Consider the following 26,873-nt stretch of genomic DNA (forward strand, 5'->3'; position numbering starts at 1 on the left):
ATGGAATGGCAAATGCGGCACAAAAACAGTGTTTCTCTACATTCAGAAAACTGGATGTTTGCCACAAACACCTTTCATGGAAATAATCATTGTTTGCTGATCTGCCAGGCGGCCGTCTAACCGGGAAGGCAGCGGGGAATCCCCCGCTGCATGGCCTTGCCGCTATGATGAACGATAGCCGTACTTCTCCATTTCAGCATAAATGGCTTTCAATCGCGGATTGCCTTCTGCCACAACCGTTCCCTCAACAACAACGACCGGGTACACCCAGTCCTCCTCGACGATCGTTTGCGCCAACGAGCGTTTCGCTTCATCGTCAGCCGGCGGATGGAAAATATCAACATACACCATGTGAAACGGCTGATCCGGGTATTTGCGGCGCAGCGCAGCCTCCAGCCATTCGTACGTCTCTTTCGACGACGGCAGCTGCACGCACGACGGGCAAATCACCTCGGCGCCATACACACAAATTTCAACCGGTTTGAACGCCATCATTGTCACCCTTTACAAAAGTAAAATTTATCATTAGATTTTTTCGGATACCATGATTATAATAAAAAGTAAGGAAAGGAGTCGATGGAAATGACGGACCAAGAAATTAAAGAACAAGTGCAAGAAGTTTTAGATAAACTCCGCCCGTTCCTGCTTCGCGACGGCGGTGACTGCGAACTTGTCGATGTGGAAGACGGCGTTGTAAAACTCCGCCTTCTCGGCGCATGCGGCAGCTGCCCAAGCTCGACGATCACATTAAAAGCAGGAATCGAGCGCGCCTTGTTTGAAGAAGTGCCAGGCGTCGTTGAGGTCGAGCAAGTGTTTTAATCTCAAAAAAATCCGAACAGCCCACCGCTGTTCGGATTTTTTTACGCCTCAAGCGCCAGTTTGTACACGCGGCTACCGTGCGGTTCGATAGCGAGCCATGTGACTTCGCAGGCAGGGAAATGCGGGCGCAGCTGCCGTTCAAGCTGTTCGCCTTTTCCCGGTTCAGCGAACACAAGCACCGTCGGTCCCGCCCCGCTTAACGCGGCGCCAATCGCCTCGTATTCCTCAGCCAGCGCTTGGGCTCGCTCCAATTCCGGGACAAGTGATTTTCGGTATGGCTGGTGAAACAAATCGGCTGCCATCATGCGACCCGCTAGTTTCCAGTTTTTCGTCAACAACGCGGCGACAAGAACATTGCTGATGGCGCTCGCCTCGACCGCTTGCTGCCTCATCCATTGTTCAGGCAACTGCCCGCGCGCTTTTTTCGTTTCCAATTCATACGCCGGGATAATGGCGACAAGTTCGATAGCCAATTCCGGAACATGGACGACGTCCACACCCGCTTCGCGGTAGCAACCGATGACCAATCCGCCGTAGAGCGAGGCACCGACATTGTCGGGATGGCCTTCATAACGAGTGGCCAGTTCCATTTTTTGTTCGCGCGTCAATCCTAATTCAAGCAGCGCATCAGCAAGCTCAATGCCAGCGACGACCGCTGCCGCACTGCTTCCGAGCCCCCGCGTAAACGGAATATCGCTGTATACATCCACCTCACAGCTCGGCAGCTGACGGCCATGCGCTTTCGCCGTCTCATTGGCCACTTTGTATACTAAATTGTCCGTCCCGCGCGGAATGTCGCTTACTTCCGCTGTTTTTGGCGTAAACGACCATGTTCTCGCCAGGCGGACGTCAAGCGTTAAGTAACGGGAGACGGCGAGCCCAACCGAATCGAAGCCGGGCCCTAAGTTCGCCGTACTTCCCGGAACGACGATTTTTAACATCTCATCTTCTTTCATGTATGAACAACCCCTTGCAAATGCTCCAGCACGACTTGTTCATCGTTCGGCAGCACGATCGGTTCAATCGCTGCGGTATCGAGGGCGACGGCCGGGTCTTTCAAGCCGTTGCCGGTGAGAACCGCGACAACGAGGCTGCCGCGCTCGATTTCATTCCGCTCGCGCTGTTTGATCACTCCGGCGATGGCGGCGCATGACGCCGGCTCGGCAAAAATGCCTTCCGTCCGCGCGAGCCGTTTGTAAGCTGCTAAAATTTCCTCATCGCTCACTTCATCGATTTTTCCACGCGATTCGTTCGCCGCTTGGACCGCTTTCTGCCAGCTCGCCGGGTTGCCGATGCGAATTGCCGTCGCAATCGTTTCCGGCTGTTCAATCACTTGATTGCGGACAATTGCCGCTGCTCCTTCCGCTTCAAAACCGCGCATTTGCGGCAGTCCCGTTCCTTTTGCTTCATGATACTCCTTAAACCCTTTCCAATAGGCCGTAATGTTGCCCGCATTGCCAACCGGGATGGCGAGCACGTCCGGCGCGCGTCCAAGCTGGTCGCACACTTCAAACGCTGCCGTTTTTTGCCCTTCAATGCGGTACGGGTTGACCGAGTTCACCAGCGTGATCGGCGCTGTTTCACTCAGCCGGCGCACCATACTGAGCGCTTCGTCAAAGTTGCCTTCAATCGCAAAAATCTCCGCTCCGTACATGGCGGCTTGTGCTAGTTTGCCAAGCGCGATTTTCCCATTCGGGATGACGACAAGACAGCGCATCCCGGCGCGTGCGGCATACGCGGCGGCGGAAGCGGACGTATTGCCGGTCGATGCACAAATGATCGTATGGCTTCCTTCCTCTTTCGCCTTCGCCACCGCCATCACCATGCCGCGGTCTTTAAACGAACCGGTCGGGTTCGCTCCTTCCACCTTGACGTATAACGTAATGCCCAGCTCTTCCGACAGACGCGGCAGCGGGATGAGCGGCGTATTCCCTTCGCAAAGTGATAGTCTTGGCGTTGCTTCTGTCAGCGGCAAAAAGTCACCGTAGGCGTCAAGCAGCCCTTTCCATGCCATTACCGTTTCTCTCCTTCCACCCGATACGAGCTTTGCACCCGCTCGACGATTTCTAAATCGCTTAACTGCTGTAAAATGTCTTCATAGTCTTGCTGCGAGGCGTCGTGTGTCACAATCACGATTTCCGCCAAGCCGTTTTCTTTCAACGGCAATTGTAAAATTTTCTCGAAGCTCACCCCGCGCTCGGAAAACAGCGTCGTAATTTTGGCAAACGCGCCGACTTGGTCTTTGACATGAATGCGCAAGAAGTATTTCGAGAAAATTTCCGCCGGTGCTTTCAACTGTTTTTCATATTGCGGCGCGACGGCATAATGGCCGTTGACGCCAAGGCGCATGTTTTTCATTACCGCCACCAAGTCAGAGACGACTGCCGTCGCCGTCGGCAAGCTGCCAGCCCCCGGTCCGTAAAACATCGTTTCCCCGACTGCCTCTCCGTACACATAGACAGCGTTATATTCATTATGGACGGAAGCGAGTGGATGAGAATCAGGAAGAAACGTCGGTTGGACGCTTACTTCCACCTTGTTGCCATTACGCTGGGCGATGCCGATGAGCTTCATCGTATAACCGAGCCGCTTCCCATAATTTAAATCTTCTTCCGTTACATGAGTAATGCCCTTAACTTGCACATCGTCCAAGTCGATGTCCATCGAAAAGCCAAGGCGGCCTAAAATCGCCATTTTCCGTGCTGCATCAAGCCCTTCGACGTCCGATGTCGGGTCGGCTTCGGCGAACCCGAGCGCCTGCGCTTCCGCCAGCACTTCCTGATAGGAAGCACCGTTTTGCGACATTTTCGTTAAAATGTAGTTGGTCGTTCCGTTGACAATTCCCATCATCTTCGTGATTCGGTCCGACGCCAACCCGTCGACTAAGCTGCGCAAAATCGGAATGCCGCCGGCGACGCTCGCTTCGTAAAACAAATCGCAATGGTGTTCAGCTGCCACCCGAAGCAATTCCGAACCGTAAACAGCCATTAAATCTTTGTTCGCCGTCACCACATGTTTTCCTTGGCGCAGCGCCCGCAACAACAGTTCCTTTGTCTCCTCAATGCCGCCCATTACTTCAATAATGACATCAATATCCGGATCATCAATTACATCCGCAGCGCTCGTCGTCAACAACGCCGAATCGACGGCAACCTCGCGCGGTTTCTGCACGTCACGAACGAGGATTTTTTTCACCTTCACCGGACAACCGACTTGGTGAATCAATTTTTCTTGGTGGTTTTCAATAATTTTGACTACACCGCTTCCGACCGTTCCTAATCCTAATAATCCAACAAAAATTGGCTTTTCCATCCTTACCGCCCCTTCTGTTTACGTACAGTAGACATCTGTATTTTTATAGTAGACATTATAAAAGACGCTCTGCCATTTGGCAATGAAAATTTTTACGATGGCTGATTCACCGGCGTCAATGGCGACCGTCCTTCAAGAACGGCAATGATGTTGTCGCGCGCCAGCGTCATCATAGCGCGTCGCGTTTCGTACGTCGCGCTGCCAATATGCGGCAAAGCGACGACGTTTGGAAGCGAAACGAGCGGATGATCGGCCGCAACCGGTTCTTTTTCAAATACATCCAATCCGGCCGCGGCGATCTCCCCACGAACGAGCGCCTCATACAGCGCTTGTTCATCGACGACCGCGCCGCGCGCCGCATTAATGAAAATGGCCGTCGGTTTCATTTGCCGAAACGCCTCGCGGTTAAACAAATGACGCGTCTCCGGGGTGAGCGGCGTCAAGCAGACGACAAAATCACTTTCCGCCAACAAATCGAAAAACGGGCGGTAGACCGCGCCAAGCTTCTCTTCCGCCTCCGGACGGCGGGAACGATTGTGATAAAGCACGTTCATATCAAACCCTTTCGCCCGCTTGGCCACCGCTTGTCCGATGTTCCCCATGCCGACAATGCCGATCGTTTTATGATGAACGTCGGCGCCAGCAAGCAAAAACGGACTCCAGCTTTTCCATTTTCCTTCTTTCAAAAAATCAGCTGCTTCTACAAGCCGCCGGGCGGTCGCCAATAACAGCGCAAACGTCAAATCTGCTGTGGTATCGGTTAACACATCGGGTGTATTGCAAACGACAATGCCGCGCTGGGTGGCCGCTGGCACGTCAATATTGTCATAGCCGACCCCCATATTGGCGACCACTTTGAGCGCCGAGCCAGCAGACAACACCCCTTCGTCGATCGGATCGGACACCATCGGCAAGATGGCCGTCGCCCGTTTCGTTTTTTCCACGAGCACGTCGCGCGGCACAGCCACGTCTTCATGTGGCCACATCTCGACTTCTGCGATGGCCAAAAGCGGTGCAACAACGTCTTCTGGCAGTTTTCGCGTAATAAAGACGTACGGTTTTGTCATCAAGCAGCCCCCCATATGATTTTTTCTAAATCTTATCACAACTTCTACCAAAAAAAAATGAGAAGTTGTCCCGGCTGCGACCGGCAGGAAAGCATCGCGGTTCGCTTTGGCTCAAAAAAAAAAAACGGGAATGTCTTCCCGTTTCTACGCCGACGGCAGCCACTCGATCACCGGCAAGCGCACGCGTTCTGAGATGCCGGCGATCTCAGCGAACGAAGCCAAAAACCGTTCATACTCATGCGAACCATCAAGCAAACGATGCAGCTCGCCTTCATAGCGCACCTGCTCATTCCTATCCACAGCGGTATAATACGATTCCACGCACTCAAAATACGGAAGCGGAAACAACAGACGGGCGTAAATCAATCGCCAAGCAAACGGCGACAGCGGTGATAAATGTCCGTAATCTTGGAAAAACTGGCGCACCGCCCGTTGGCATCCAAGCCCGCGCTGCTGGTACAAATGGCGAACCCATTCGGCTAAATCGCGGGCGCAATGGTCGTACACCCAATCAATCGGCAGCTTCGCCTCTGCCCCTTCGACCCAACCGGCTTGCGGCAGCCGCTCATGACAAAACGCCGCATAATCGATGCGGAGCGGTTCCTCATCGAGCTCCGTATCTGCCACGTATTGTATGGCGTTTTCCGCCAAGCCTAAATAATACGGGAACGATTCGATAAACAGCCGGTCAAAGGGCGACGCCGGCCCCGTTGCCAGCATGTTCGCCCAAAACGCCTCCATTTGGTCGATCCGCTTCGCCCATAGTTCCCGCCATTGGCCGATGCGCCGGCAAGCGGTGATCGGCAGCGGACAAGAGCGCCCGTATTCATGGATCACCGCCAACTCGCGGCCGAGCGAACGAAAGCGAGCGGTCGGAAGCGGCGCCCGAACAAGTGCCATCGGCTTTCCATCCCAAGTGGCGATATACGTTCCGGACGTCGTTTTGACTAGCTCCCCTACGCTGCCCACTCCTTTCGTCCGCAAATAACGGCTCATTTGTTGGCGCTCTTCCATCTCTGCTTCGCTCCGCCCGTCAGCTGGAACGATCAGAAAGCGCTCCCGTTTATGCCAAACCGCTGTATGTGTCCCTCTTCGTTCTATCCGCTCGACGCGCATCCCGTACTGTTCATACACCCATTTTTCCATCGCCGCACCTCCGTCACGATGGGGTTCATGATCGTCTTTGGGCCAAACGCCATCGCTCGTCAACCGTTCCAACCATCCTCACGCTTTCTCATCGCATCTTTTTGTCACACGCCGGCCAAGCAGAGAACTCCGATGATGGTGCGACAAACCGTCTCCCCTTCCTTTTTTGGCGAAAGGGGCTATTGTTTATATATGCAGGCCGATGAGCATTTTTCTTTATATGATGGACTGTTTTATGACATGATACATATATATAAGAAACGACTTTTAAAAAGAAATAGGTGACTTTCATGAGTGAATTCATTATGAACAATTTAGAACAAATCGCCCGCCGCTGGTTGGAGGAGCGGGGGGTAACCGTGGAAAAAATAGCTGAACTTGTTTATTATTTGCAATCGAAATACCATCCGGATTTAACGATGGACGAATGCGTCGAAAACGTCAATCGCGTCATCTCGAAACGCGAAGTGCAAAACGCCATTTTAACCGGTATTCAGCTTGATAAGCTCGCTGAGAACGGCCAGCTGGATGAACCGCTGCAATCGATCATCCGCCGCGATGAAGGGCTGTATGGCGTCGATGAAATTTTGGCCCTTTCCATCGTGAACGTCTACGGCTCCATCGGGTTTACGAACTACGGATATATCGACAAACAAAAGCCCGGCATTTTGCAATACTTAAATGACAAATCGAACGGTCAATGCCATACGTTTTTGGATGACATCGTCGGCGCGATCGCCGCGGCAGCGTCAAGCCGCTTAGCGCACCGGGCCGCCAATGCTGAATAAAAAAGCACCGCTCCCCTGTCTTTAGGAGGGCGGCGCTTTTTTTACAACCGTTCAAGCCACTCACAAAGCGAATCGGCCGTATATGTCGGCTGTTGTTCATAACGGGCGAGCATCTCCTTCGTTGTGACGCCTGTATGGACCAAAAGCGTATCGATGCCCGCATTCATGCCGGCTAAAATATCCGTTTCGTAATAGTCGCCGATCATCAGAACCTCTTCTTTCGGAACACCAAGCACTTTGAGCGCCTGTTCCATGATGATTTTTTCCGGCTTGCCAATAAACGTCGGCTTCACTTGCGTCGAAACGGTGACGACTGACGTAATGGCTCCATTGCCTGGCAATAGCCCGCGCTCCGTCGGCAAGGCGATGTCACCGTTTGTCGAAATGAACATCGCGCCGTTGCGGACAGCAAGGCAAGCGACGGCAAGCTTTTCGTATGTAATTTGCCGATCGATGCCGATCACGACGACAGTCGCGTCCTCACCAGCAAAACGAAACCCTTTTTCCGCCAAAGCCGTACGGATGCCTTCCTCGCCGATCACGTAAACAGACGCGTCCGGGTTTCGCTCAAAAATGTAGTTCGCTGTCGCCTGGCTGGTCGTAAAAACGTGCTTCTCTTCCGCCGGCACGCCGAATGTGCGCAACTTTTCCGCCACTTGCGCCGGCGTGCGCGACGAGTTGTTGGTCACAAACAAATACGGAATGCCGCGGCGGTGGAGTTCATTGACAAACTCGCGCGCTTCGGCAATGCATTCCGTGCCGCGGTACATCGTCCCGTCTAAATCGATCAAATAGCCGCTATATCGTTTCAATGTATTCGCTCCCCTTCTTCTGCCATGATGTCAATCGTTCGTTCTCTGCTTCTCGATGAGCTTCAACGGTTCGAAAAACCATTTTCCACCATCCTTGAAACCGTTCCTTGGCCGAATGTCAGCCAACGACGAATCCGGCGCTGAAACGCGCCCCCAAGGTGGATCGTATTGAGTCTTCATCCCATTGTGTGACGATGCGATCGATCAATTACGAAACGCCGACACGGGACCGAGCTCATTTTCGAGATAATCGCGCACCGCCTTCGGATACGCTTCAAGCGCCGACAAGTGTGCATCGATGCTGGCGCGCAGTTTCGCATGATCAACGTTTGTATATTCATGAACGAGCATTTTCCGCTCAGCAATGAACGCTTTCAACTGTTCGGCGTCCGCTGGCGCAATCACTTGCTCGTCGGCTAAAATGTCGATAATGTCATTATAGCTGCCGGGGTCGCGCATAATAAAGCCGTCAATCATCGCATTGCCAACATCCAAAATCGCTTCAATGATGACATGGGCGATCCGTTCAAGCGCCAATCGTTCAAACGGCTCATCCCAACTATCCCGCATTTTGTAATAAGCCAACATTTGCTCCATGCAACCAAGTCGTTCTTCCATTTTTTTTCGATCGACAAAATACATGGGTGATCCCTCCTTTTTTTCTTACGCACATCCCCTCCCCTTTTCGCCGTCCGTCTGTTATGATGGATAGAGACGAAACCATAGGGGGGCTCAAAATATGGGCGAACGGTTCTACTTGTACGACGACACCGTCAATGCGGCGGTTCGTTTTGTCAGCTTTGTCGGCGAACGGCAGCGGTTCGATTTGGCCTTGATGGAAACCGATCGTTTTTATGGCAAATATGTCGTGCTCGATTTGCAAAGCAACCGCTTTGCTATTCTCGGCCGCGACGATTTAGAGGAGCCTGGTTATTTAGAACACGCCTACCAGCTGGACGAACAGGACGCCAACGACTTGCGCGCCTTTTTGGCCGAATGTCTTTCATAACCTTCCTCTGTTTTGGGCATCTTATGAAACAACCCGGCACCAAGGAAGGTGAGACGAATGGCGGAACGGGAAACCTATGCCGATTTTTCCGTCGTCGAAAAACAGCGCAATTTTTTAACAGCTGAAGAATTCCCGGAAGGGCCGTATGGCTCACCGCGTCGCGACGACGCTCCAGTCGAGAATAAAAGCACGCCTTGGAAAGAAGGGCAACGGTATTACAGCGCCTTTAACTATGAGTTTAAGTCATTCCACCAAAATATTCCAAGGCGCGACCCGGCGGCCCACCCGCCGCACGACGATCCGCGCAAAAGCGAACAATTTCCGTACAACGAAGGCGAATGAGCAGGCAGCCGCTCCAAGTGGGCGGCTGCTTTGTATGTTTGCTGTCCGTCAGCCGCCGCTCCGGCCTCAGCCTGCACTCCGTTCGGAACCATCTTTGTTGCCCAGCACCGTTGCGCTGCAATCCGGCCACACCATTACCGCTTCACTTTGCGCAACACAAAATAGGCGCAGCCGAAATTGCAATATTCATACAAATACTCCGACAGTGTGCTAATTTTTGTATCGTATGTCGCCTTTTGGTTATGGTCATCGAAAAAGCCGCGCAAGCGAAGCTGATTGTATCCCCAGTCGCCGACAATGTAGTCATACTTTCCTAAAATATCCGCATAACGGGCGCGAAACGCTTCCTCGTTAAAGCCATTTTTTACGTTTTCAACCAGTTCGTAACAATGGTTGTTAATGCAAATCACCGCTCTCACCTTGCCTTTCCACTTTCATCATAAACGATGCACCGCACCCAATCAATGACGGTTATGAAACAGAAGACCGTGTGCCACTCTAAAAGCGAAGGGGGTGCTGACGATGAAACGATCATGGTTGGCCGTTGCATTCGGAACGGCTGTCGCCCTAGCCGGCTGCGCACAGACGGCTCAGGACGAAAATACCAACGTCTACAAGCGGAGCGGCAATACGATCAATGTCACCGACCGCAACGAATTGTATAATGAAAAAGGAGTACCAAATGGCGATGACACGCCGCTAAACAACTTTGGCTACGTCCGTCATCAAAAAAGCCCGACCCTCGGTGATGTGAACGGCTATAATAACATGCCGTCATTCAACCGCGAGCAAGCGGCCGATATCATTAGCAAGTTGTGCACGCAGCTGCCGAACATCAAGGACGTCGCTACGCTAGTCACGGATGAGGAAGTGCTTGTCGTCTATGACGCTGATACAAACAACCGGGAACAAACAGCCGATCAAGTGAAAAAGACGGCGCTTTCTGTCGTTCCCCGTTACTACCATGTGTATGTCGCCGACAATCCTCAGCTGATGAAGGATATTGAGCGTTTTGGACGCCTTGATTCAAATGCGCGCAACATCGATCAACTTCTTGACGCGACCATCCAGCAAATGTTGAAATATCCGCAAGGGAAAAAACTGAACGACGGGGAAAATGAAAACGGCGAAATGATCAATGAAACAAACGACGAGCTCGATCGCGACTTCCGCGACGGCACACCGCGGCCGACGCCGAAAGGACGCTAGGGCAAAGAAAACGGTCTGCCTTCTTGACGAAGAGGCACGACCGTTTTTCATTTGCGTAGCTGCTATTATGCCTTCAGTTGCCGCGCCTTTGCTGCTTCGTTCACCTGCTCGTCAGCATGGTACGATGAACGAACGAGCGGGCCGGCCTCGCAATGGCTGAATCCTTTGCTTAACGCGATTTCTTTTAGCTCTTGGAATTCATCAGGATGGTAATATTTGACGACTTTCAAATGTTTTTTCGTCGGCTGCAAATATTGACCGATCGTCAAAATATCGACATGGTTGGCGCGCAAATCGTCCATCGCCTGAATAATTTCCTCTTTCGTTTCCCCAAGACCGATCATGATGCTTGATTTCGTCGGAATATCCGGCTGCAGTTCTTTCGCGCGCCGCAAAAATTCAAGCGAACGCTCGTACGTCGCGCGGGCGCGCACCCGCGGCGTCAGGCGGCGCACCGTTTCGATGTTATGGTTTAAAATATCAGGACGGGCGTCCATTAACGTTTTTAAGTTTTCGTACACCCCACCCATATCAGACGGCAACACTTCAATCGTCGTAAACGGGTTTTTCCGGCGGATGGCACGCACCGTTTCCGCAAATACCGCCGCTCCCCCATCTTTCAAATCATCGCGAGCCACAGCGGTGACAACGACATGTTTTAAGTTCATGATGCGCACGGATTCGGCGACGCGTTCCGGTTCTTGCCAGTCCAGCTCGGTCGGCAGCCCCGTTTTAACGGCGCAAAAGCGGCAGGCGCGCGTACAGACGCTGCCTAAAATCATAAACGTCGCGGTCCGCCGTACTGCCCAACATTCATGAATGTTCGGGCATTTCGCTTCCTCGCATACAGTATGTAAACGGTTTTCCCGCATCAACTTCTTCAATCCGGTATAATGTTCGTTCGTATTCAGCTTGATTTTTAACCAATCTGGCTTGCGGACATGTTCTTCCTTCGTCGCCATTGTTCTCACTCCAGTTATGCATGATTGTTCAGTTCTCATTATAATGAAAAGCGCGGGAAAACACAAAAAAAATAAGACGTTTTTCCCTTTTCTACTTTTTAACATTTATGAATTTCCCTTTTCTCCCCCAAACTAAACATATGAAACGGGCGAAAAGGGGGGATCCACGTGCACCGATGGCTTGTCGCCATATGGGTGGCGACGATTGTTTTCATTGCCGCCGGTGCGGCTTCCGCGGCCGAAAATGAGGACGCCGTATACGAACGGCGCATGGAGTTGTATAAAAAGGCGGAAGCCGTTTCGCTCATTCCGTGGTATTACTTTGCGGCCATCGACCAATATGAACGGAACATCCGTCAAGTGCGCCGCGACTTGCCAAAGCCAACCGGTGTCCTCGGCATTTATATCAAACCGGAACTATGGGCCGGTCCACTCAATAAAAATCCGCTCGATACAAACCCATTCACGATTTCCCAGTTCGGTGGGTTAGGAGTCGACGGGAACGGCGATGGTGTGGCGCGGGCGGATGACGACGAGGATGTGATCATGGCGATAGCCCGTTATTTGCAGACGTACGGCATCGACCATCGCCATATAAAAATCGCGCTTTGGAATTATTACCAACGCGCGAAAGCTGTTGATTTGATTTTAGGGAAGGCAAGAATTTACAAAAAGTATCAAACACTGAAATTGGACGACCATGTGTTTCCATTGCCGTTGCGGGCGAATTACAGCTATCGCGATACATGGGGCGATGCACGCGGCTGGGGAGGGCGTCGCATCCACGAAGGAACCGACATTTTCGCCGGTTACGGTGTGCCGGTGCGTTCGACATGCTACGGCATTGTGGAGCTGAAAGGATGGAACAAATACGGCGGTTGGCGCGTCGGCATCCGCGACATTAACAACACGTACCATTATTTCGCCCATTTAAACGGCTTCGCCGCCGGGCTTCACGAAGGGCAAATCGTGGAACCGGGAACCATCATCGGCTCGGTCGGCAGCTCCGGCTACGGCCCGCCGGGCACGGCTGGAAAATTTCCGCCCCACCTCCACTACGGCATGTATAAAGACAACGGCTACACGGAGTGGTCGTTTGACCCGTATCCGCATTTAAAAGCATGGGAGCGGGCGGAGCGTCAGCGGCAAAAGCGCCGCTGACATCCCCCGCCATGCACAGAGAACCTTCCTTCCACTGCCATAAAAAAAGATGTCCGCATAGCGGCCGGTCGCATTCGCCCCCGCACGGCCTTCGACCGCCATATAAGAAAGGGTGGCTCGTTGCTTTTGAGGCACCCTCTTTCGTCTGATCTCCCTTTGCCATCAATGTCCGCCTAAATACGCTTGTTTTACTTGTTCGCTCGCCTGCAGCTCGCTCGCCGTTCCCGATAGGACAACGCGGCCCGATTCGATGACATAGGCGCGATCCGCAATGGAGAGCGCCATATGGGCGTTTTGCTCGACAAGCAAAATCGTCGTTCCAGATTGATTAATTTCTTCGATAATGCGGAAAATCGTTTTAACGAGCAACGGTGCAAGCCCCATGGACGGCTCATCTAAAAGCAGCAGCTTCGGACGTGCCATGAGCGCGCGGCCGATTGCAAGCATTTGCTGCTCGCCGCCCGAGAGCGTTCCAGCCAGCTGCTTGCGCCGTTCTTCGAGGCGCGGGAACAGCTCAAACACTTTGGCAAAATCTTGTTGAATGCCTTCTTTATCTTTGCGCAAAAATGCGCCAAGCTCCAAGTTTTCTTCCACCGTCATGTTCGCGAACACGCGCCGCCCTTCCGGCACATGGGAAATGCCTTGCTTGACGATCGTCTGCGCCGCTTTGCCGGCAATGGATGCTCCCTCATAGACAATATCGCCGTGCTTTGGCTTCAATAAGCCGGAAATCGTTTTCAGGAGCGTTGTTTTCCCGGCGCCGTTTGCACCAATCAAGGTGACGATTTCCCCGCTGTTTACTTCCAGTGATACGCCTTTTAACGCATGAATATTGCCGTAAAACACATCAATTTGCTCAACTTTCAGCATCGTCACGACACCTCCTCGCCAAGGTAAGCCTCGATTACTTTCGGGTTGTTGCGCACATCTTCTGGCGTGCCGTGAGCGATCAACTGGCCATGATCAAGCACGTAAATGCGTTCGCATATGCCCATCACCAGCGACATATCATGCTCAATCAACAAAATCGTCAACGCAAACTGTTCACGAATAAAGGCGATCAAATTCATCAGTTCTTTCGTTTCCTGCGGGTTCATACCGGCAGCCGGCTCGTCAAGCAACAAGAGCTTTGGTTGCGCTGCGAGCGCCCGAGCGATCTCCAACCGGCGCTGCTGGCCGTATGGCAAGTTTTTCGCCTGCTCGTGCATAACCTCGTCCAAGTTGAAAATTTTCAAAAACTCGATCGCCTTTTCCTCCATTTCTCTTTCTCCGCGAATATGAGACGGAAGCCGGAGGATGGAGCTCATCATCGAATGGCGGGCATGCGTATGATAAGCAACTTTCACGTTGTCAAGCACCGACAGCTCGCCGAATAGACGAATGTTTTGGAACGTCCGGCTGATCCCTTTGCGCGTAATTTTATATGGCGGCAAGCCGTTCAACGTTTCGCCGTCTAGTATAATCCGCCCTTCCGTTGGCACATATACTCCGGTCAATAAGTTAAACAGCGTCGTTTTCCCAGCGCCGTTCGGACCGATAAGCCCGATGAGTTCCCCATGATACAGCTCCATGTCCACACCAGAGAGCGCTTTGAGCCCGCCAAACTGGATGCCGATCCCTTCTGCTTTAAGCAACGGTGTTCTTGCTGCCATGGTTCATTCCTCCTTGCGCCGTCTTCCGCCATTTCAAGAGCGAAGTCAGTTCTTTCTTGCCCATCAGCCCAGTTGGACGGTACAGCATGACAAAAATCAAGACAAGGCTGTAAATGATCATCCGTGTTTCCGGATAGTTTTGCAAAAACGTCGAAACGATCGTCAACAAAACCGCCGAGATGGTTGCGCCAGACAAGCTGCCGAGCCCGCCGAGCACGACAAAAATCAAAATATCAAACGATTTTAAAAAGCCAAAGTTCGATGGCTGAATAATGTAAAAGTGATGGGCGTACAAAGCCCCGGCAATGCCGGCGAAAAACGAACCGATCGCAAACGCTGCGACTTTGTAATACGTCGTGTTGATCCCCATCGCATCGGCAGCGATTTCATCCTCACGGATTGAGATGCACGCCCGCCCATGCGTCGAATTCGTAAAATTGGCGATGACAATGATCGTGATCAACAAGCACGCGAACACCCACGGCCATGTCGTCATATGGGTCACTGTCATGCCGCTCGCTCCGCCCACATAGTCGATGTTCAACAAAACGATGCGGACAATTTCGCCAAACCCGAGCGTCGCGATGGCCAAATAATCGCCTTTTAAGCGCAAGCTTGGCACACCGATGATAAGACCAGCGAGCATCGCCGCCACCCCGGCTACCAATACCCCGACGGCAAACGGCAGCTGCAGCTTCATCGTCATAATCGCGGAGGCGTAAGCACCGACAGCGAAAAAGCCGGCATGACCAATCGAAAATTGTCCGGTAATTCCGATAATTAAATGGAGACTGGCCGCCAAAATCACGTTAATCGCCATAAAAAAGAGGGTGTTCACATAAAAGATGTTTAACGTTCCGCTTGTAATCAGCCACTGGACAACGGCGAAAAAGGCGAACGCCAATATGATGGAAACCCAAAACCCACGTGTCCGCTTCCAAGTTGCCATGTTCCATACCATCCTTTACACTTTTTCTCGTACATTTTTCCCAAACAATCCGGCCGGCCGGAAAATGAGGATGAGAATTAAAATGATGAACGCCACCCCGTCACGCCAAAGCGAATAGCCAAGCCCGCTGACGAGCGATTCGATAACGCCAAGCAAAAGCCCTCCTACCATCGCGCCCGGAATGATGCCGATCCCTCCCAACACGGCGGCAACAAACGCCTTCAAGCCTGGGAGAATGCCCATCAGCGGGTCGATCTTCGTATAATAAATGCCAAAAATGACGCCGGCTGCCCCGGCGAGCGCCGAGCCGATGGCAAACGTGGCTGAAATCGTATTGTCGACGTTAATCCCCATCAATCGAGCCGCTTCCGCATCATGCGAGACGGCGCGCATCGCTTTCCCGATTTTCGTTCGGTGAACGATGAATTGAAGAAGGATCATTAAGACGAGGGACGTGCCGAGGATGAATAGCGACTGGCTGCTAATGACGACGCCAAACAGCTCCAAGTTCTGCTTTGGAAGCAGCGTACCCGGATACGCTTCCGGCTGTGCCCCGCGCAAATAAATCATCACGTACTCGATCAAAAGCGAGACACCGATGGCCGTAATGAGCACAGCAATGCGCGTCGCATTCCGCAGCGGCTTGTAGGCGATCCGCTCAATCGTCATCCCAAGCACCGCGCAAACTGCCATCGCCAACAACAGCGCTGGAAAAAAGCCGACACCAAGCATCGTCACAGCGTAAAAACCAACGAATGAACCAATCATAAAGACGTCGCCATGGGCGAAGTTAATGAGACGGACGATGCCATACACCATCGTATATCCAAGAGCGATCAGCGCATAAATGCTGCCTAACGAAATGCCGTTCACTAGCTGTTGAATGAGTTCCATGATTGCACGCTCCTTAACGAAAACTCGTCGTTTGCCAAAAGAAATGCTGGACAGGAAGACGTCCCCCCAGGGGGACGCCCTCCCCCGCCCATGCACTCCATCCAGCCTTTCATTACGGGTTCACTTTTGTTTTGAATTGTTGCTGCCCATCTTTGTATTCCAAAATGACTGCCGATTTGATCGGATCGTGATTTTCATTAATCGTGAATATACCAGTCACCAACTGCAAATCTTTCGTTTGTGCCAGCGCGTCTTTAATTTTCACCGGATCGGCGCTGCCAGCCCGTTTGATGGCATCCGCCAGGAAGTAAGCCGTATCGTAGCCAAGCGCGTTAAAGGCATCCGGCGCTTTATTGTATTTCGCTTCAAACGCTTTGACGAACTCTTGAATTTTCGGATCCGGGTCACCGGACGAATAATGGTTGGTAATATACGTATTGTTCAACGCATCTTTGCCGGCGATCTCAATCAACTTCGGCGAATCCCAGCCGTCGCCGCCCATGATCGGCACGTTCAAGCCAAGCTCACGCGCTTGTTTCACGATGAGGCCGACCTCTTCATAATAGCCCGGCAAGAACAAAAATTCCGGATTGGCCGCTTTAATGTTCGTCAGCGTGGCGCGGAAGTCCGTATCTTTCGCCACATACGCTTCTTCGGCAACAATTTTGCCGCCGCCGGCTGTAAACGTTTCTTTAAATGACGCAGCCAGCCCTTTCGAGTAATCGCTCGCGCTGTCGATCAAAATCGCCGCACTTTTCACTTTCAAGTCATCCAATGCGAATTTTGCCGCCACCGTTCCTTGGAACGGGTCGATAAAGCATGTCCGGAAAATGAAATCATTCACTTTTCCGTCTTTGGTAGTAATCGTCGGATTCGTACCGGACGGCGTAATCACCGGCACTTTATTGTCATTGGCGATTTGCACTTGAGCGAGTGTGTTCGTACTCGTTGCCGATCCTACAATCGCAACGACTTTATCTTGGCTGATCAACTTGATCGCGCCGTTCGTCGCTTCGGCTGCTTCCGATTTGTTATCGACTTTGACAAGTTTTAACTTTTTGCCATTGATTCCTTCTTTGTTGATTTCATCAAACGCCAGCTCGACCCCTTCAGCGATCGACTGTCCGTACGAAGCGACCCCGCCGGACAGCTCGAGGTTGGCGCCGATTTTAATGACATCCCCACCTCCACCGCCGCTGCCGCCGGTCGATCCGCTGCTTTGTTCGTTGCCGCCGCAGCCGGCCATGAGACCCGCTGTCAGCATGAGCGAGAAAAAGACACCTGCCACTTTTTCTTTTTCACTCGTTTCCCCCCCCATTATTCATAATGTTCTGTCATCGGAGTGCGCAGTTTAACGGTATCGGTGAAAAACCCTCCGCATGCGCACTTGTGGTCGTGAAGGAGCGGTTGCATGAGAAACCACCCTTCTTTTGAACCATTACTTTTGCCCCCCGACTATCACATCCCCTCTACTAATTACATAAATAATAAAACTATTTTCAATTTAATATAATATTACAAAATTTATTCTCTCTCGTCTAGCTCTTTTCTTTTTGAAAATGAAAAAGCTGTTTCGCTCTGAACAAATAGTGGCGAAACAGCTGAATAATAATTCATGGGAATAACACTTTCTTCGTATAATTTTTCCATGTTTCTCCCAAAAACATTCCCCGTTTTAGCGCTTCGGAAGCTGAAGGGAAGGGCCCACAGGGCCGCCGCCTTTGTTGTAAAACTGCGGTACTTCTCCTGGGATAAAGCGCATCACAAGCGGCAAATCAGTCGTCACGGTGGACACTTTCGAAGCAAATGGAATGATTACTTGAATATCGACAGCAACATGGATATCTACTTCAATAAAAAAGTTGTTAATATCATACGCATGAATTTGTTTCTTCACTTCGGAATCCACATTTCCAACGATTTGAAACTGGACAGGAATACGCGGGCCGAGATTTGCTAATAACGCATTGTTTGTCACTTGTCCGAGCGGAATGTAGTAAATGATACCGCGGCTGTCTCCTTGCACCGCCTCAACTTCAGGGAGCACCATGCGTTCAATCTGCCCTTCCGTCGCCGCCTTTAAACTTTTCATCACATGATCGTCTGTTTCTTCTAAAATGCGATTGATAACTTCGGTGTTGAAATCAACGGACACGATTTTTCCGTTACGATCTTGTTGAAGGGTGACAATTTGTTGAAATTCGGGATTTTCTTTGCTGAACTGTTGCTCAAGCGCATTATTGATCACTAAGTTGGCAATCCGCTTCGTTTCGGTTTCTGCTATTTTCATCAGCACGGGCTTAATGCCTTTATTCACAATCCAAAGGCTTGCCGCTGTCGAAAACATAAAAAAAACGAACGTCAATAAAAGCACGTAACGGAACGGAAGCGGACCTTTTCGCAATAATCGGGGGCGCGCCAAAATAGAAATCCCTCCTTTACAAGCTATATGTATGCTTGTAAGGAGGGATTTTTTCACCGCATTTTCAACAACGCGTCTTTTCCTTTCATTCCCGGTTTAATGCCAAGCTGTTCAGCAGCAATGGTCACCGACTCAAGCGGTGCTTCAAGCAGCTGCTCAATCGTGCGCACCCCAACCGCCCGGCCGGCGATAATGCCGCGGTCGCGCAACTTTTCGTTCAATAAAGCGACATCAAGCGCTCCGCACATAATATAGCCTTTGTCGCTCGCCACCGCCAGCAAATTCGTCTTCGGCAGCTTCACAGATACGGCAATAAACGGATATCCGTCAATGATGATCGGCGTCACTTCCACCATTGCCGCAGTCACACTCCTTTCCATACTTCAATGTATGAAGCATGGAAAAAGAAGTGCCTGCCTACTGCGCTAATTTCCAAGCCAGCACGTCGCGCAAAAACTCCGGCATGTAGTACGTTTTTTCCTCCGCCCGTTGGATTTGCGGATAAAAATGGCCAATCGCAAACATATCGGTCGTCGCCACTTCATACCACCGCTCCGGGTCGAGCGGTTCGCCGTTAATCGTGATGCGGCGGATATGCCATTGTCCATCTTCTTCAAGTTCCGTCTCGATGTCCACTCCGTCGTACACCATTTCCCCCATCACTTCGCCGCGGAAGCCAAATCCTTTAAACCGTAAATGCTTCATCCGCTCTGTATTCGCCTCAAGCATGATTTCTTTGAGCTCCGCTCCGCGCAGCTTCACTTTGCACGGGTTGAGCGGGTGCGGGCAGATGCGGTGCAAATGCTTTTTCGTCACCGGCCCTTTCGAAAGCGGCTCAAGCAACACGCCGGCGTTGACCATCCCGATTTCGGCCTGGCACCATTCGCGCAAAGCGGAAGCAAGCAGTTGAGCGAGCGGTGACGGAGCGAACCAGTTGAGCGGCAAATCTTCTTTAAGTTCGGTCACCCGTTCGGCCTCAAGCCGTGACAAGCTCTCTTGTTCGAGGCGGCGAAGATGTCGCTCTGCCTCTTCGGAACGGGACAACGTCTCCACATCGACCACCGTGGCGGACGCCTGAGCCAAACGCTGCCCTTCCACCTCGAGCTTGACGACGCCGACATATTGTCCGTATTTTCCCGCCGCGCAAAGAAGCACGCCGTTGACTCGCTTCCCTTCCGGAAACAGGTGATGGGTGTGGGAGCCTAAAATCAAATCGATCCCTGGAATCTCGGCCGCCATCCTTTCATCTTCATGCACGCCAAGATGAGAGAGCACGACAACGCAGTCCGCCTGCCGTTTCACTTCAGCTACCGCCGCCTTCAATATCTCAAACGGCGAGGCGATGTTCCAGCCGAGCTGTTCGTAAAAGTTCGTAAATGGAGCGGTCACGCCGACAAGCCCGATGCGAAACGTTTCCGCTGCCCGCACCACCGTGTACGGAAGCGCCCACGGAGGCCGTGAACCGTCGCGGCGAAACAAATTGGCGACAACAACGGGAAACTGCGCCCGTTCGTACAGCGTATCGAGCTCGTGGTAATCAAGCGTGATCCCTTCGTTGTTGCCGATCGTCACTGCGTCATACCCGAGCTCGTTGAGCAGCTCGACGTTCGCTTTTCCTCGCGTCGCCTCGGTGATCGGATGAACACGGTCGAGAAAATCGCCAACATCAAATAAAAGCATCGCTTCGTTGCGCGCGCGATGCTCCTTCCTCCGTTCAGACAAAAAGCGGGCGATTTGCGGCCAATGCTCGAAATGACTATGCACATCGTTCGTATGGTAAATATAGATCGTTTGCTTCAATACGCTCCCCTCCTCAGCTACGACAAACTTTCAATCACAAGACGAAGGCCAAGTAACACGAGCACCATTCGCAGCACAACGACAAGCGTCCGGCTTTGCATTCGCTTATTGATCCACGCCCCCGTCTTGGCGCCGATCCATATTCCCGGAATAAGGGCTAGGGCAAATCCCCACTGCACGTTGCCCAACGCCATATGGGTTGTCGAACCGACAAGTGATGACAAAAAAATCAGCAACATGGACGTCGCCACCGCCACATGCGGCGGAAAGCGGAAGAGAACGATCATCGCTGGCACCATGAGCGAGCCGCCACCGATCCCAAACAAGCCGCCGAAAAACCCGACAGCCACGGCAATGGCAATCGCTTTGGCTGGATCATAGCTGTACACAGCCGTTTCCCCGTTCCGTCCGGTATACGTGCGCACCACTTTCCGCCTCCACCACGGTGGACGGGCTGTTTCCTTGTTTTCTGGAGCGGACACGGTCAACTCCGACCCGCTTTCCCTAGCCGCCGCCCCCTCTTCTGACGCCTGCGCCTTCGTTTTCTTTTGGCTTAGTGACAAAAAAAGCGACATGGCCATTAAAAACAGCCCAAAATACAACGAAAAACGATCAACGCTCAACGTATTGTTCACCCACGCGCCAATCACCGTTCCTGGGATACTGCCGAGGCAAAACAGCAGCCCGCTTTGGTAATCAACCATTTTATCCTTCATATACGACAATGTCGATGATAAGCCATTAAAAATAATGACGACGAGCGACGTGCCAACCGCCACTTGCGGCGTCACCGCCGACAGCCAGCCGAGGGAGCCGAAAAACAGAAGCGCCGGCACGATGATTACCCCACCGCCAAGGCCGGCCAAGCTCCCGACTGTTCCGGCGACAAAACCGATCAACAGAAGCAATGCGTAAGCCATCTTGCCTCCCCCTCTTCAAAACAAATCAAGCTGTCGCGGCGCAAGACCGGTATATTCAATGCCGAGCAGGCGAATGAGCTGCTTGGCATTATCGGCGGCATCCCCGCCGGAATTGTTGTTAAACAACACATAAATATGTGTCGTCTTCTCCTTCAATGCCTGGATATGGTTCACCCATTCGCTTAGCTCGCGCTCATTATAGCGGTACAAATAGCGAACCGCCCGCCAATTGTCTCCGGCCGTCGCTTTATTCCAGCCGTGCACGTTGCGGCCGTGCAGGCGGATGAGCGTCTTTTCCCGATCGGTCGGATGCAAGACGGTCGGCACCGATCCTTCCCCCGCTTGCGGCTCATCGCAAATGCTGTGAATCCAGCCTTCCTCTTCCATAAAACGGAGCGTTTTATCGTAAAACCGGGGCGAAAACCACGACTGATGCCGAAATTCTAAAGCGACAGGCACCGCTCCCATCCTCGCCTTGACCCAGCGCAAATAGGTGACATGCTCGCGCCGGCAATCAAACCACGGCGGAAACTGAAACAGCACCATCGCCAGTTTTCCCGCCTCTTGAAACGGCGCAATCGACTCCAAAAATGCAGCAAACATCTCTTCCTTATTCGCATATGGAATCGGCCCCCGCTCATGCCCGGTCATCCCTTGATACGCTTTAACGATAAATTGAAACGACGGCGGCGTTTCCCGAATCCATTTTTCCACATTCGCCCGCGGTTGAATGGCGTAAAAGTACGAATCGACCTCGACCGTCGGAAAATGGGCCGCATATTCCGGCAGTTTGTCCTTCGCAGCAAGGCCCGGCGGATACAAACTGTCATGATCGCCCCAGCCGGTCAGTCCAATATAAATCATGGCCATCACCAGTTTATTCAGCTTTCAGATATTTTAACTATACCATAAGCAGGTCGGCCATGAAATCAAAACGACTATTGGCACGTTGCTCTAAGGGGAAATGGCCTGCGACGCGGCAAGCAACGTTATTCTTGCGTCAAGTAATTGAAATGTTTATCCGTGATATAGGTGAGATCAATATCAAAATTCATCTTATCTAAGATCGGTTGAATGTACTCGATTAAATGTGTGCCAACCCCAAAATAATCAGGGAACTTCGTAATATAAAACGAATGATTATTATCACAATCGGGCTTATGTTCAACTAACCCTTCGATGACCTCAAGGATTCGGTCCACCATATGTTGTTCTAATGTTTTCTCTGAAATGATGACCGTGTGGATATAATTCTCCGCGCCTTCAAATGAATCCTCATCCTCGATTCCCTTTAAAATGGGAAAATCATCGAAAACACTAGGTCTCCTGTAATCCAAAATCAATAACATACAAACCGTTTCACCATCTTGGTCATCTAAACGAAACAACTCCAGATCTCGCAACTTCAACATTCTGATCCATTTCCACATTCCTATCATCTCTTTCACGTTCCACTCTCTTTTTCATCGTTATATTTTCAAAATAATGAAACATCACCAATCCGATTATAGATCATAACAAAATATTCATAAATAACCATTCCTTCACAAATCTGAAATGGACGATCATCGTTATGGACGCTTTTAGCACGGATAGAGCATGCCAGCATAACAATGACCGCTGACAACCAACTCCATGTGACTCAAAAAGATGAGACACTGGAGTTGGATCAGCGGTCCCCGAAAAAAAAATGAAGGGTGCAGCGCTTGATTGTGGGCGCTGCACCCTTCTTATAATCAGGATTATCCAATGCGTCCTTCCATGCCAAACTTGATTGCTCATATAGCCCCTCACCAATATATATGTTAACCTAAGGGACAAGGGGCTGCCCCAAAACGCGCTCGCATTTTCGGTGAGCCCCAGACTTTTTACATGTGCTTTTACTTGACAGGCACTTCCTCTCGATCATTCTCATTCCATTGTATCGGTGTTAATCTCTTCTATCATCTCTTCTTCTTAACCCTAATAATCCTGCTAAACCAAGCAACCCAATCCAACCCCAATCTGTATCGTCATCGTCATTATCATCAGCAACGTCTTCATTTTGAGCCATGTGAACGATTTTGTTTGTATTGTTATCGACGTCCATGTTGTTATTTTGAGCATAAACAGCTACCCCACAAAGCATCAATGTAACTGATAGAACACAAAGGGAATGAAGAATCTTTTTTAACACAGGTTTTCCCTCCTTTTCATAATGGTTAACTTTAGTATGTGCAATCAAAAGAACAATTATTTCATTCTGTAGATACAAGGAGGCAAATTTAGGGGAACTTTTTCAAAACACAAATGCGTGCCTTCATGAACAAAAAGTAAAAGCTTGCGTTACGCAAGCTTTTAGCTAAACATATGAACACCCTTTTTTAACAGTTCGAATTTTTCACATTGAGCGGCGGCGGAACGAGCCAACCTTTTTCTTTGTTCATTCTAAGCAGTTTCGCACCATATTGCGCTTTTTTCATGTGAAATTGCCCATACATTAAAGCAATATCTTCCCTGATGCACTGCCCCATAATCGTGCTGCATGCCACTAACCCCTCTGCAATATCTTTACTCAGCATCGCGGCAATTTCCGGGTCAGTAAATCTCGCTCCTGCCGGAATATCTTCCAAGCATGCTTTTGGCCGTTCCGGAGGAGATGGCGGAAGTGCTACTCCATTTTCTTTTAACAAAGCTTCCGTTTCTTGGATTTCCGGTTTTAGAACGTTTTCGATGCTATCTTCAATAAAATGTTTTAAATCCTCATCACCTGTATGGTTGAGTAACGTTTGATATCCGGACAATAATCCTTTAGCGGTCAGTAAATACGACCATACACCAAATACTTCTCCATAATGCATCGGTTCTTCTTTTGGATTGCCACTTAAAATTCCCATAATTAACCCTCCTAACAAATTCATGGATCACCCTTCCCGTAGATAGTGTGGATGGATGGAACTAAATTATGCAAAGAAAAGTGGGGGTTTCAAAAAGCTGATTTTATTATTGGAAAAACAGTGGAATTTTGTATAAAAACTGCTCAGTGATGGCACTGTCAAGAAGTTTGGGAAGACATGATACAGTCAACCAACCTTTTCTCCTCCAGGAATCGACTGCGCAAAATTATGTATAAATTATAAAAATTTTAAATAAAATGCTATAATTGATAAAAAAGGAGGAGCTTAGACAATCATGAATAAATATCAAAAACTGTCCATCGGGATTATGATTGGGGTTCCACTATTCTTTTTCCTAGTCAGCATGTTTACTGGAAAATGGGGGTTTTTCCTTTGGAGTGTGCCGCCAAGTTTGATCAGCGGTATGGTGGGGTTTTTCGCTTCCAAAAACGCCAATCAAAATCCCGACCATTCACAACAAAATTGACCAGAACGCTGTGAGAAAGGCGTTCTTTTTTATGCTGATATTCCTGGGTGGTACAGTTTGAACATAGAATAGCATTGCTTTCCCATTTCCTTGAAACTTAATGGAAATAAAAACGCCACCCAATCGGGTGACGCGCTGCTTCAACATATCCCACGACATCATCATAACCTTGTCCAAAACAAAACAATCTGTCATCTTTCTGCCGCAAAGTGGCTATTTGTTCCTTGCTTTACCAACGGATTTCCCCGTTTCTTTCATCGTTGATCCGAGATTGTTGCATTATTGTTAAGTGCACTTAATAGAGCAAGATTATCATATGGAGGGCCACTTGTTGTACCAACAAGCAACACAATATCAAATTCGTTCGGCGGGGTTCCCCATGAGTTTCCTAAGAAGGTTGTAAATGCACGATCTACTAAAAATCCTCCTTTTGTGTTGTAAACAACATTATTGTTAATGGAGCCTGTCACATTCGGGTTAATATACATTCCTGTCCTTAACGAATAGAACGTATTATTCATGACCGAAATAGCAAGTCCTCCTTGAGATACAACGGCTCTGTTTACAACCCAGTCGCTCATGGGCAATGGCTGAGGTGGTCCGTAAATGGTATTATTGATGATCGTCGTGTTATTCCCGCCAATTTGGATAAATTCTTTTTGATAAGGAATATCGCTTGTCATCGTTAAACCATCGATTGTCGTATTCGGCGCAGTAATTCGCATGGCAATTATATCCGCTTGCAACAATAGAAGGGTGCCTGGTTGACCTTTTAAAGTAATTCCAGCTTTATTGACGACAATTTGTGATGTAATGGGATACGTTCCACTTAAAATATGAACCGTTCCGCCTGGATTTACTGCGGCAATTCCTTGAGGAATGGTTCCAAAAGGATTTGCTCTACTGCCATTTCCACCAACAGCACCAGCTTGAACATAAATATGATCGAAATCAACGACCTGATTGACGGCTTGATTCAAGGAGGCTTGGACACTGGCAACGGAAGGATAACCTGAGGCAGGCCGGTTATTTAGCAATTGTTGAACCACATCGTTTTTCACTGCTTCGGATAGCCTGTTATATTCTGTAAGGTTTAAGCCAAGCAACGGGTTTTCAATGGCCGCCCTCATTTCCGGAACAGTGGTGGCGGCATTGACCACAGCTAAACTGATCACTTGATTGATGGCTTGATTCAGGGCAGCTTGAATACGGGCAACAGAAGGATAACCTGAGGCAGGCCGGTTATTTAGCAATTGTTGGACCACATCGTTTTTCACTGCTTCGGATAGCCTGTTATATTCTGTAAGGTTTAAGCCAAGCAACGGGTTTTCAATGGCCGCCCTCATTTCCGGAACAGTGGTGGCGGCATTGACCACAGCTAAACTGATCACTTGATTGATGGCTTGATTCAGGGCAGCTTGAATACGGGCAACAGAAGGATAACCTGAGGCAGGCCGGTTATTTAGCAATTGTTGGACCACATCGTTTTTCACTGCTTCAGATAACCTGTTATATTCTGTAAGGTTTAAGCCAAGCAACGGGTTTTCAATGGCCGCCCTCATTTCCGGAACAGTGGTGGCAGCATTGACCGCAGCCAACGCCATGTCGGATGGCAGGGGCCCATGCACTCTCACAATTCGCATATTGCTACAACCACATCTTATGCTCACCCGTTGCGCCTTTTTTCGTTCCCCATGTTTTGACAATATCATTTCACCTCCTTTACTCTATTTATATATGAGCGTCATCATACATGAGTGACATGTGAAGAGTTGGCGTTGTATTTTCGACCCTGACGCGGAAGAACATGTTCATCTGCTCATTTTCGTGTGTCAAATCTGTCTCTACGAACAGAACATCGTTTGCGGCGCATCCCCGTAGAAAGGCTTCTTCCGCTGCCTAATCCCCCATTTCTCTGTTTCTCGTTTGTGACTACGAAAAACCCATTTTTAAACGCTCTAGATGCTTGGCTCTCCTATGCGAGGTTGTCAATCAAGCCTGCATGCATCCCGCGGCTGGTAAAAGACACCGATTCATCTCCCGCTTACGCATGGGTATGAGACTTCTCGGTTCAGGAGAAAAAAATGACCGCTGACACCCACTCCATGTGACTCAAAACATTGAGGATGAGACACTGAAGTGGGATCAGCGGCACTTGAAAAAAAATGATGGGTGCAGCGCTTCGTTTGAACGCTGCACCCTTGATATGATCAAGATTATCCAATGCTTCCTTCCATTTCAAACTT

31 protein-coding genes are annotated in these 26,873 nt (G+C 50.4%); 7 read left to right on the forward strand and 24 right to left on the reverse strand.

The window, feature by feature from the left end; all coding sequences use genetic code 11:
- Window positions 1-162: 162 nt before the first annotated feature.
- Window positions 163-492 carry a YuzD family protein gene (locus tag DSM465_RS0114895; RefSeq protein WP_008881830.1) on the reverse strand — a complete coding sequence of 110 codons (330 nt, stop codon included), beginning with the start codon at window positions 490-492 and terminating at the stop codon, window positions 163-165.
- An 84-nt stretch (window positions 493-576) separates the two neighbouring features.
- Here DSM465_RS0114895 and DSM465_RS0114900 point away from each other — a divergent pair, with 84 nt between their 5' ends.
- Complete coding sequence (locus tag DSM465_RS0114900; protein ID WP_011232431.1) at window positions 577-819, forward strand: NifU family protein; 243 nt, start codon at window positions 577-579, stop codon at window positions 817-819.
- Window positions 820-860: 41 nt separating this feature from the next.
- On the opposite strand, the gene thrB is transcribed toward DSM465_RS0114900, so the two are convergent.
- From thrB to yutH, 5 genes are all read right to left on the reverse strand, one after another.
- Window positions 861-1,775, reverse strand: a complete 915-nt coding sequence (gene thrB / locus DSM465_RS0114905; protein ID WP_011888121.1) for a homoserine kinase — start codon at window positions 1,773-1,775, stop codon at window positions 861-863.
- Entirely contained in the window at window positions 1,772-2,833 is a 1,062-nt protein-coding gene (gene thrC, locus DSM465_RS0114910) for a threonine synthase (RefSeq protein WP_008880199.1), read from the reverse strand. The genes thrB and thrC overlap by 4 nt, the downstream gene beginning before the upstream one ends.
- Entirely contained in the window at window positions 2,833-4,131 is a 1,299-nt protein-coding gene (locus DSM465_RS0114915; RefSeq protein WP_029761689.1) for a homoserine dehydrogenase, read from the reverse strand. Before DSM465_RS0114915 ends, thrC begins: the two co-directional genes overlap by 1 nt.
- Before the next feature lie 92 nt (window positions 4,132-4,223).
- The gene (locus DSM465_RS0114920; RefSeq protein WP_008880201.1) at window positions 4,224-5,198 is read right to left on the reverse strand and encodes a 2-hydroxyacid dehydrogenase; all 975 of its coding nucleotides are present in this window, start codon (window positions 5,196-5,198) and stop codon (window positions 4,224-4,226) included.
- Window positions 5,199-5,342: 144 nt separating this feature from the next.
- The gene (gene yutH, locus DSM465_RS0114925; RefSeq protein WP_029761690.1) at window positions 5,343-6,344 is read right to left on the reverse strand and encodes a spore coat putative kinase YutH; all 1,002 of its coding nucleotides are present in this window, start codon (window positions 6,342-6,344) and stop codon (window positions 5,343-5,345) included.
- A gap of 290 nt (window positions 6,345-6,634) precedes the next feature.
- On the opposite strand from yutH, the gene DSM465_RS0114930 reads away from it, so the two are divergent.
- Complete coding sequence (locus DSM465_RS0114930; protein WP_008880203.1) at window positions 6,635-7,132, forward strand: phosphatidylglycerophosphatase A family protein; 498 nt, start codon at window positions 6,635-6,637, stop codon at window positions 7,130-7,132.
- Between the two features lie 41 nt (window positions 7,133-7,173).
- Here the strand turns inward: DSM465_RS0114930 and DSM465_RS0114935 are convergent, their stop codons facing one another.
- Together DSM465_RS0114935 and DSM465_RS0114940 are read right to left on the reverse strand one after the other, a co-directional pair.
- The gene (locus DSM465_RS0114935) at window positions 7,174-7,944 is read right to left on the reverse strand and encodes a TIGR01457 family HAD-type hydrolase (protein WP_008880204.1); all 771 of its coding nucleotides are present in this window, start codon (window positions 7,942-7,944) and stop codon (window positions 7,174-7,176) included.
- 204 nt (window positions 7,945-8,148) lie between these two features.
- Window positions 8,149-8,586 carry a DUF86 domain-containing protein gene (locus DSM465_RS0114940; protein WP_011888125.1) on the reverse strand — a complete coding sequence of 146 codons (438 nt, stop codon included), beginning with the start codon at window positions 8,584-8,586 and terminating at the stop codon, window positions 8,149-8,151.
- Between the two features lie 97 nt (window positions 8,587-8,683).
- Here DSM465_RS0114940 and DSM465_RS0114945 point away from each other — a divergent pair, with 97 nt between their 5' ends.
- Window positions 8,684-8,953: a DUF3055 domain-containing protein gene (locus tag DSM465_RS0114945; RefSeq protein WP_008880206.1), complete on the forward strand. Its 270-nt coding sequence runs from the start codon at window positions 8,684-8,686 to the stop codon at window positions 8,951-8,953.
- A gap of 57 nt (window positions 8,954-9,010) precedes the next feature.
- Complete coding sequence (locus DSM465_RS0114950) at window positions 9,011-9,295, forward strand: hypothetical protein (RefSeq protein ID WP_008880207.1); 285 nt, start codon at window positions 9,011-9,013, stop codon at window positions 9,293-9,295.
- Between the two features lie 134 nt (window positions 9,296-9,429).
- Here DSM465_RS0114950 and DSM465_RS0114955 read toward each other — a convergent pair whose 3' ends face one another.
- Window positions 9,430-9,705 carry a YutD family protein gene (locus DSM465_RS0114955; RefSeq protein ID WP_029761691.1) on the reverse strand — a complete coding sequence of 92 codons (276 nt, stop codon included), beginning with the start codon at window positions 9,703-9,705 and terminating at the stop codon, window positions 9,430-9,432.
- A gap of 112 nt (window positions 9,706-9,817) precedes the next feature.
- Here DSM465_RS0114955 and DSM465_RS0114960 point away from each other — a divergent pair, with 112 nt between their 5' ends.
- Window positions 9,818-10,504: a YhcN/YlaJ family sporulation lipoprotein gene (locus DSM465_RS0114960; RefSeq protein ID WP_008880209.1), complete on the forward strand. Its 687-nt coding sequence runs from the start codon at window positions 9,818-9,820 to the stop codon at window positions 10,502-10,504.
- 65 nt (window positions 10,505-10,569) lie between these two features.
- Here DSM465_RS0114960 and lipA read toward each other — a convergent pair whose 3' ends face one another.
- Entirely contained in the window at window positions 10,570-11,466 is an 897-nt protein-coding gene (gene lipA, locus DSM465_RS0114965) for a lipoyl synthase (protein ID WP_029761692.1), read from the reverse strand.
- A 168-nt stretch (window positions 11,467-11,634) separates the two neighbouring features.
- On the opposite strand from lipA, the gene DSM465_RS0114970 reads away from it, so the two are divergent.
- Entirely contained in the window at window positions 11,635-12,627 is a 993-nt protein-coding gene (locus DSM465_RS0114970; protein WP_008880211.1) for a M23 family metallopeptidase, read from the forward strand.
- Window positions 12,628-12,789: 162 nt separating this feature from the next.
- On the opposite strand, the gene DSM465_RS0114975 is transcribed toward DSM465_RS0114970, so the two are convergent.
- The 13 genes from DSM465_RS0114975 to DSM465_RS0115035 all read right to left on the reverse strand — a co-directional run bounded on the left by DSM465_RS0114975 (window position 12,790) and on the right by DSM465_RS0115035 (window position 24,140).
- The gene (locus DSM465_RS0114975; protein WP_011888126.1) at window positions 12,790-13,497 is read right to left on the reverse strand and encodes an ABC transporter ATP-binding protein; all 708 of its coding nucleotides are present in this window, start codon (window positions 13,495-13,497) and stop codon (window positions 12,790-12,792) included.
- 2 nt (window positions 13,498-13,499) lie between these two features.
- Entirely contained in the window at window positions 13,500-14,279 is a 780-nt protein-coding gene (locus DSM465_RS0114980; RefSeq protein WP_008880213.1) for an ABC transporter ATP-binding protein, read from the reverse strand.
- Window positions 14,254-15,228, reverse strand: a complete 975-nt coding sequence (locus DSM465_RS0114985) for a branched-chain amino acid ABC transporter permease (protein WP_008880214.1) — start codon at window positions 15,226-15,228, stop codon at window positions 14,254-14,256. Before DSM465_RS0114985 ends, DSM465_RS0114980 begins: the two co-directional genes overlap by 26 nt.
- A gap of 15 nt (window positions 15,229-15,243) precedes the next feature.
- Window positions 15,244-16,122, reverse strand: coding sequence for a branched-chain amino acid ABC transporter permease (locus DSM465_RS0114990; protein WP_008880215.1), 879 nt, complete (start codon window positions 16,120-16,122; stop codon window positions 15,244-15,246).
- Between the two features lie 112 nt (window positions 16,123-16,234).
- On the reverse strand, window positions 16,235-17,440 hold the full coding sequence (locus DSM465_RS0114995) for an ABC transporter substrate-binding protein (protein ID WP_029761693.1): 1,206 nt from the start codon (window positions 17,438-17,440) through the stop codon (window positions 16,235-16,237).
- 357 nt (window positions 17,441-17,797) lie between these two features.
- Complete coding sequence (gene yunB / locus DSM465_RS0115000) at window positions 17,798-18,544, reverse strand: sporulation protein YunB (RefSeq protein WP_008880217.1); 747 nt, start codon at window positions 18,542-18,544, stop codon at window positions 17,798-17,800.
- 53 nt (window positions 18,545-18,597) lie between these two features.
- Entirely contained in the window at window positions 18,598-18,900 is a 303-nt protein-coding gene (locus DSM465_RS0115005) for a YunC family protein (protein ID WP_008880218.1), read from the reverse strand.
- Between the two features lie 61 nt (window positions 18,901-18,961).
- Complete coding sequence (locus DSM465_RS0115010; RefSeq protein WP_008880219.1) at window positions 18,962-20,344, reverse strand: bifunctional metallophosphatase/5'-nucleotidase; 1,383 nt, start codon at window positions 20,342-20,344, stop codon at window positions 18,962-18,964.
- A 17-nt stretch (window positions 20,345-20,361) separates the two neighbouring features.
- Window positions 20,362-21,264 carry a sulfite exporter TauE/SafE family protein gene (locus DSM465_RS0115015; protein WP_008880220.1) on the reverse strand — a complete coding sequence of 301 codons (903 nt, stop codon included), beginning with the start codon at window positions 21,262-21,264 and terminating at the stop codon, window positions 20,362-20,364.
- Between the two features lie 15 nt (window positions 21,265-21,279).
- A complete protein-coding gene (locus tag DSM465_RS0115020; protein ID WP_029761694.1) occupies window positions 21,280-22,128 on the reverse strand; it encodes a DUF72 domain-containing protein in 849 nt (282 codons plus the stop codon).
- A 125-nt stretch (window positions 22,129-22,253) separates the two neighbouring features.
- The gene (locus DSM465_RS0115025) at window positions 22,254-22,703 is read right to left on the reverse strand and encodes a hypothetical protein (RefSeq protein ID WP_011888131.1); all 450 of its coding nucleotides are present in this window, start codon (window positions 22,701-22,703) and stop codon (window positions 22,254-22,256) included.
- A gap of 491 nt (window positions 22,704-23,194) precedes the next feature.
- Window positions 23,195-23,440, reverse strand: a complete 246-nt coding sequence (locus tag DSM465_RS0115030) for a WGxxGxxG family protein (protein ID WP_008880223.1) — start codon at window positions 23,438-23,440, stop codon at window positions 23,195-23,197.
- 187 nt (window positions 23,441-23,627) lie between these two features.
- Complete coding sequence (locus tag DSM465_RS0115035; protein WP_008880224.1) at window positions 23,628-24,140, reverse strand: DUF3231 family protein; 513 nt, start codon at window positions 24,138-24,140, stop codon at window positions 23,628-23,630.
- Between the two features lie 295 nt (window positions 24,141-24,435).
- Here DSM465_RS0115035 and DSM465_RS0115040 point away from each other — a divergent pair, with 295 nt between their 5' ends.
- Window positions 24,436-24,627, forward strand: coding sequence for a hypothetical protein (locus DSM465_RS0115040; RefSeq protein WP_008880225.1), 192 nt, complete (start codon window positions 24,436-24,438; stop codon window positions 24,625-24,627).
- A 254-nt stretch (window positions 24,628-24,881) separates the two neighbouring features.
- Here the strand turns inward: DSM465_RS0115040 and DSM465_RS18620 are convergent, their stop codons facing one another.
- Entirely contained in the window at window positions 24,882-26,333 is a 1,452-nt protein-coding gene (locus tag DSM465_RS18620) for a right-handed parallel beta-helix repeat-containing protein (RefSeq protein ID WP_236620391.1), read from the reverse strand.
- Between the last annotated feature and the right edge of the window lie 540 nt (window positions 26,334-26,873).

Origin of the sequence: Geobacillus thermodenitrificans subsp. thermodenitrificans DSM 465 (assembly GCF_000496575.1) — a bacterium.
Taxonomy (GTDB): Bacteria; Bacillota; Bacilli; order Bacillales; family Anoxybacillaceae; genus Geobacillus; species Geobacillus thermodenitrificans.

What these genes read in the sequence shown, in the direction of transcription:
- DSM465_RS0114895 (WP_008881830.1), bottom strand. Translation starts at nt 492, where the DNA reads ATGGCGTTCAAACCGGTTGAAATTTGTGTGTATGGCGCCGAGGTGATT.
- DSM465_RS0114900 (WP_011232431.1), top strand. Translation starts at nt 577, where the DNA reads ATGGAAATGACGGACCAAGAAATTAAAGAACAAGTGCAAGAAGTTTTA.
- thrB (WP_011888121.1), bottom strand. Translation starts at nt 1,775, where the DNA reads ATGAAAGAAGATGAGATGTTAAAAATCGTCGTTCCGGGAAGTACGGCG.
- thrC (WP_008880199.1), bottom strand. Translation starts at nt 2,833, where the DNA reads ATGGCATGGAAAGGGCTGCTTGACGCCTACGGTGACTTTTTGCCGCTG.
- DSM465_RS0114915 (WP_029761689.1), bottom strand. Translation starts at nt 4,131, where the DNA reads ATGGAAAAGCCAATTTTTGTTGGATTATTAGGATTAGGAACGGTCGGA.
- DSM465_RS0114920 (WP_008880201.1), bottom strand. Translation starts at nt 5,198, where the DNA reads ATGACAAAACCGTACGTCTTTATTACGCGAAAACTGCCAGAAGACGTT.
- yutH (WP_029761690.1), bottom strand. Translation starts at nt 6,344, where the DNA reads ATGGAAAAATGGGTGTATGAACAGTACGGGATGCGCGTCGAGCGGATA.
- DSM465_RS0114930 (WP_008880203.1), top strand. Translation starts at nt 6,635, where the DNA reads ATGAGTGAATTCATTATGAACAATTTAGAACAAATCGCCCGCCGCTGG.
- DSM465_RS0114940 (WP_011888125.1), bottom strand. Translation starts at nt 8,586, where the DNA reads ATGTATTTTGTCGATCGAAAAAAAATGGAAGAACGACTTGGTTGCATG.
- DSM465_RS0114945 (WP_008880206.1), top strand. Translation starts at nt 8,684, where the DNA reads ATGGGCGAACGGTTCTACTTGTACGACGACACCGTCAATGCGGCGGTT.
- DSM465_RS0114950 (WP_008880207.1), top strand. Translation starts at nt 9,011, where the DNA reads ATGGCGGAACGGGAAACCTATGCCGATTTTTCCGTCGTCGAAAAACAG.
- DSM465_RS0114960 (WP_008880209.1), top strand. Translation starts at nt 9,818, where the DNA reads ATGAAACGATCATGGTTGGCCGTTGCATTCGGAACGGCTGTCGCCCTA.
- lipA (WP_029761692.1), bottom strand. Translation starts at nt 11,466, where the DNA reads ATGGCGACGAAGGAAGAACATGTCCGCAAGCCAGATTGGTTAAAAATC.
- DSM465_RS0114975 (WP_011888126.1), bottom strand. Translation starts at nt 13,497, where the DNA reads ATGCTGAAAGTTGAGCAAATTGATGTGTTTTACGGCAATATTCATGCG.
- DSM465_RS0114980 (WP_008880213.1), bottom strand. Translation starts at nt 14,279, where the DNA reads ATGGCAGCAAGAACACCGTTGCTTAAAGCAGAAGGGATCGGCATCCAG.
- DSM465_RS0114985 (WP_008880214.1), bottom strand. Translation starts at nt 15,228, where the DNA reads ATGGCAACTTGGAAGCGGACACGTGGGTTTTGGGTTTCCATCATATTG.
- DSM465_RS0114990 (WP_008880215.1), bottom strand. Translation starts at nt 16,122, where the DNA reads ATGGAACTCATTCAACAGCTAGTGAACGGCATTTCGTTAGGCAGCATT.
- DSM465_RS0114995 (WP_029761693.1), bottom strand. Translation starts at nt 17,440, where the DNA reads ATGGGGGGGGAAACGAGTGAAAAAGAAAAAGTGGCAGGTGTCTTTTTC.
- DSM465_RS0115005 (WP_008880218.1), bottom strand. Translation starts at nt 18,900, where the DNA reads ATGGTGGAAGTGACGCCGATCATCATTGACGGATATCCGTTTATTGCC.
- DSM465_RS0115015 (WP_008880220.1), bottom strand. Translation starts at nt 21,264, where the DNA reads ATGGCTTACGCATTGCTTCTGTTGATCGGTTTTGTCGCCGGAACAGTC.
- DSM465_RS0115020 (WP_029761694.1), bottom strand. Translation starts at nt 22,128, where the DNA reads ATGATTTATATTGGACTGACCGGCTGGGGCGATCATGACAGTTTGTAT.
- DSM465_RS0115025 (WP_011888131.1), bottom strand. Translation starts at nt 22,703, where the DNA reads ATGATAGGAATGTGGAAATGGATCAGAATGTTGAAGTTGCGAGATCTG.
- DSM465_RS0115035 (WP_008880224.1), bottom strand. Translation starts at nt 24,140, where the DNA reads ATGGGAATTTTAAGTGGCAATCCAAAAGAAGAACCGATGCATTATGGA.
- DSM465_RS0115040 (WP_008880225.1), top strand. Translation starts at nt 24,436, where the DNA reads ATGAATAAATATCAAAAACTGTCCATCGGGATTATGATTGGGGTTCCA.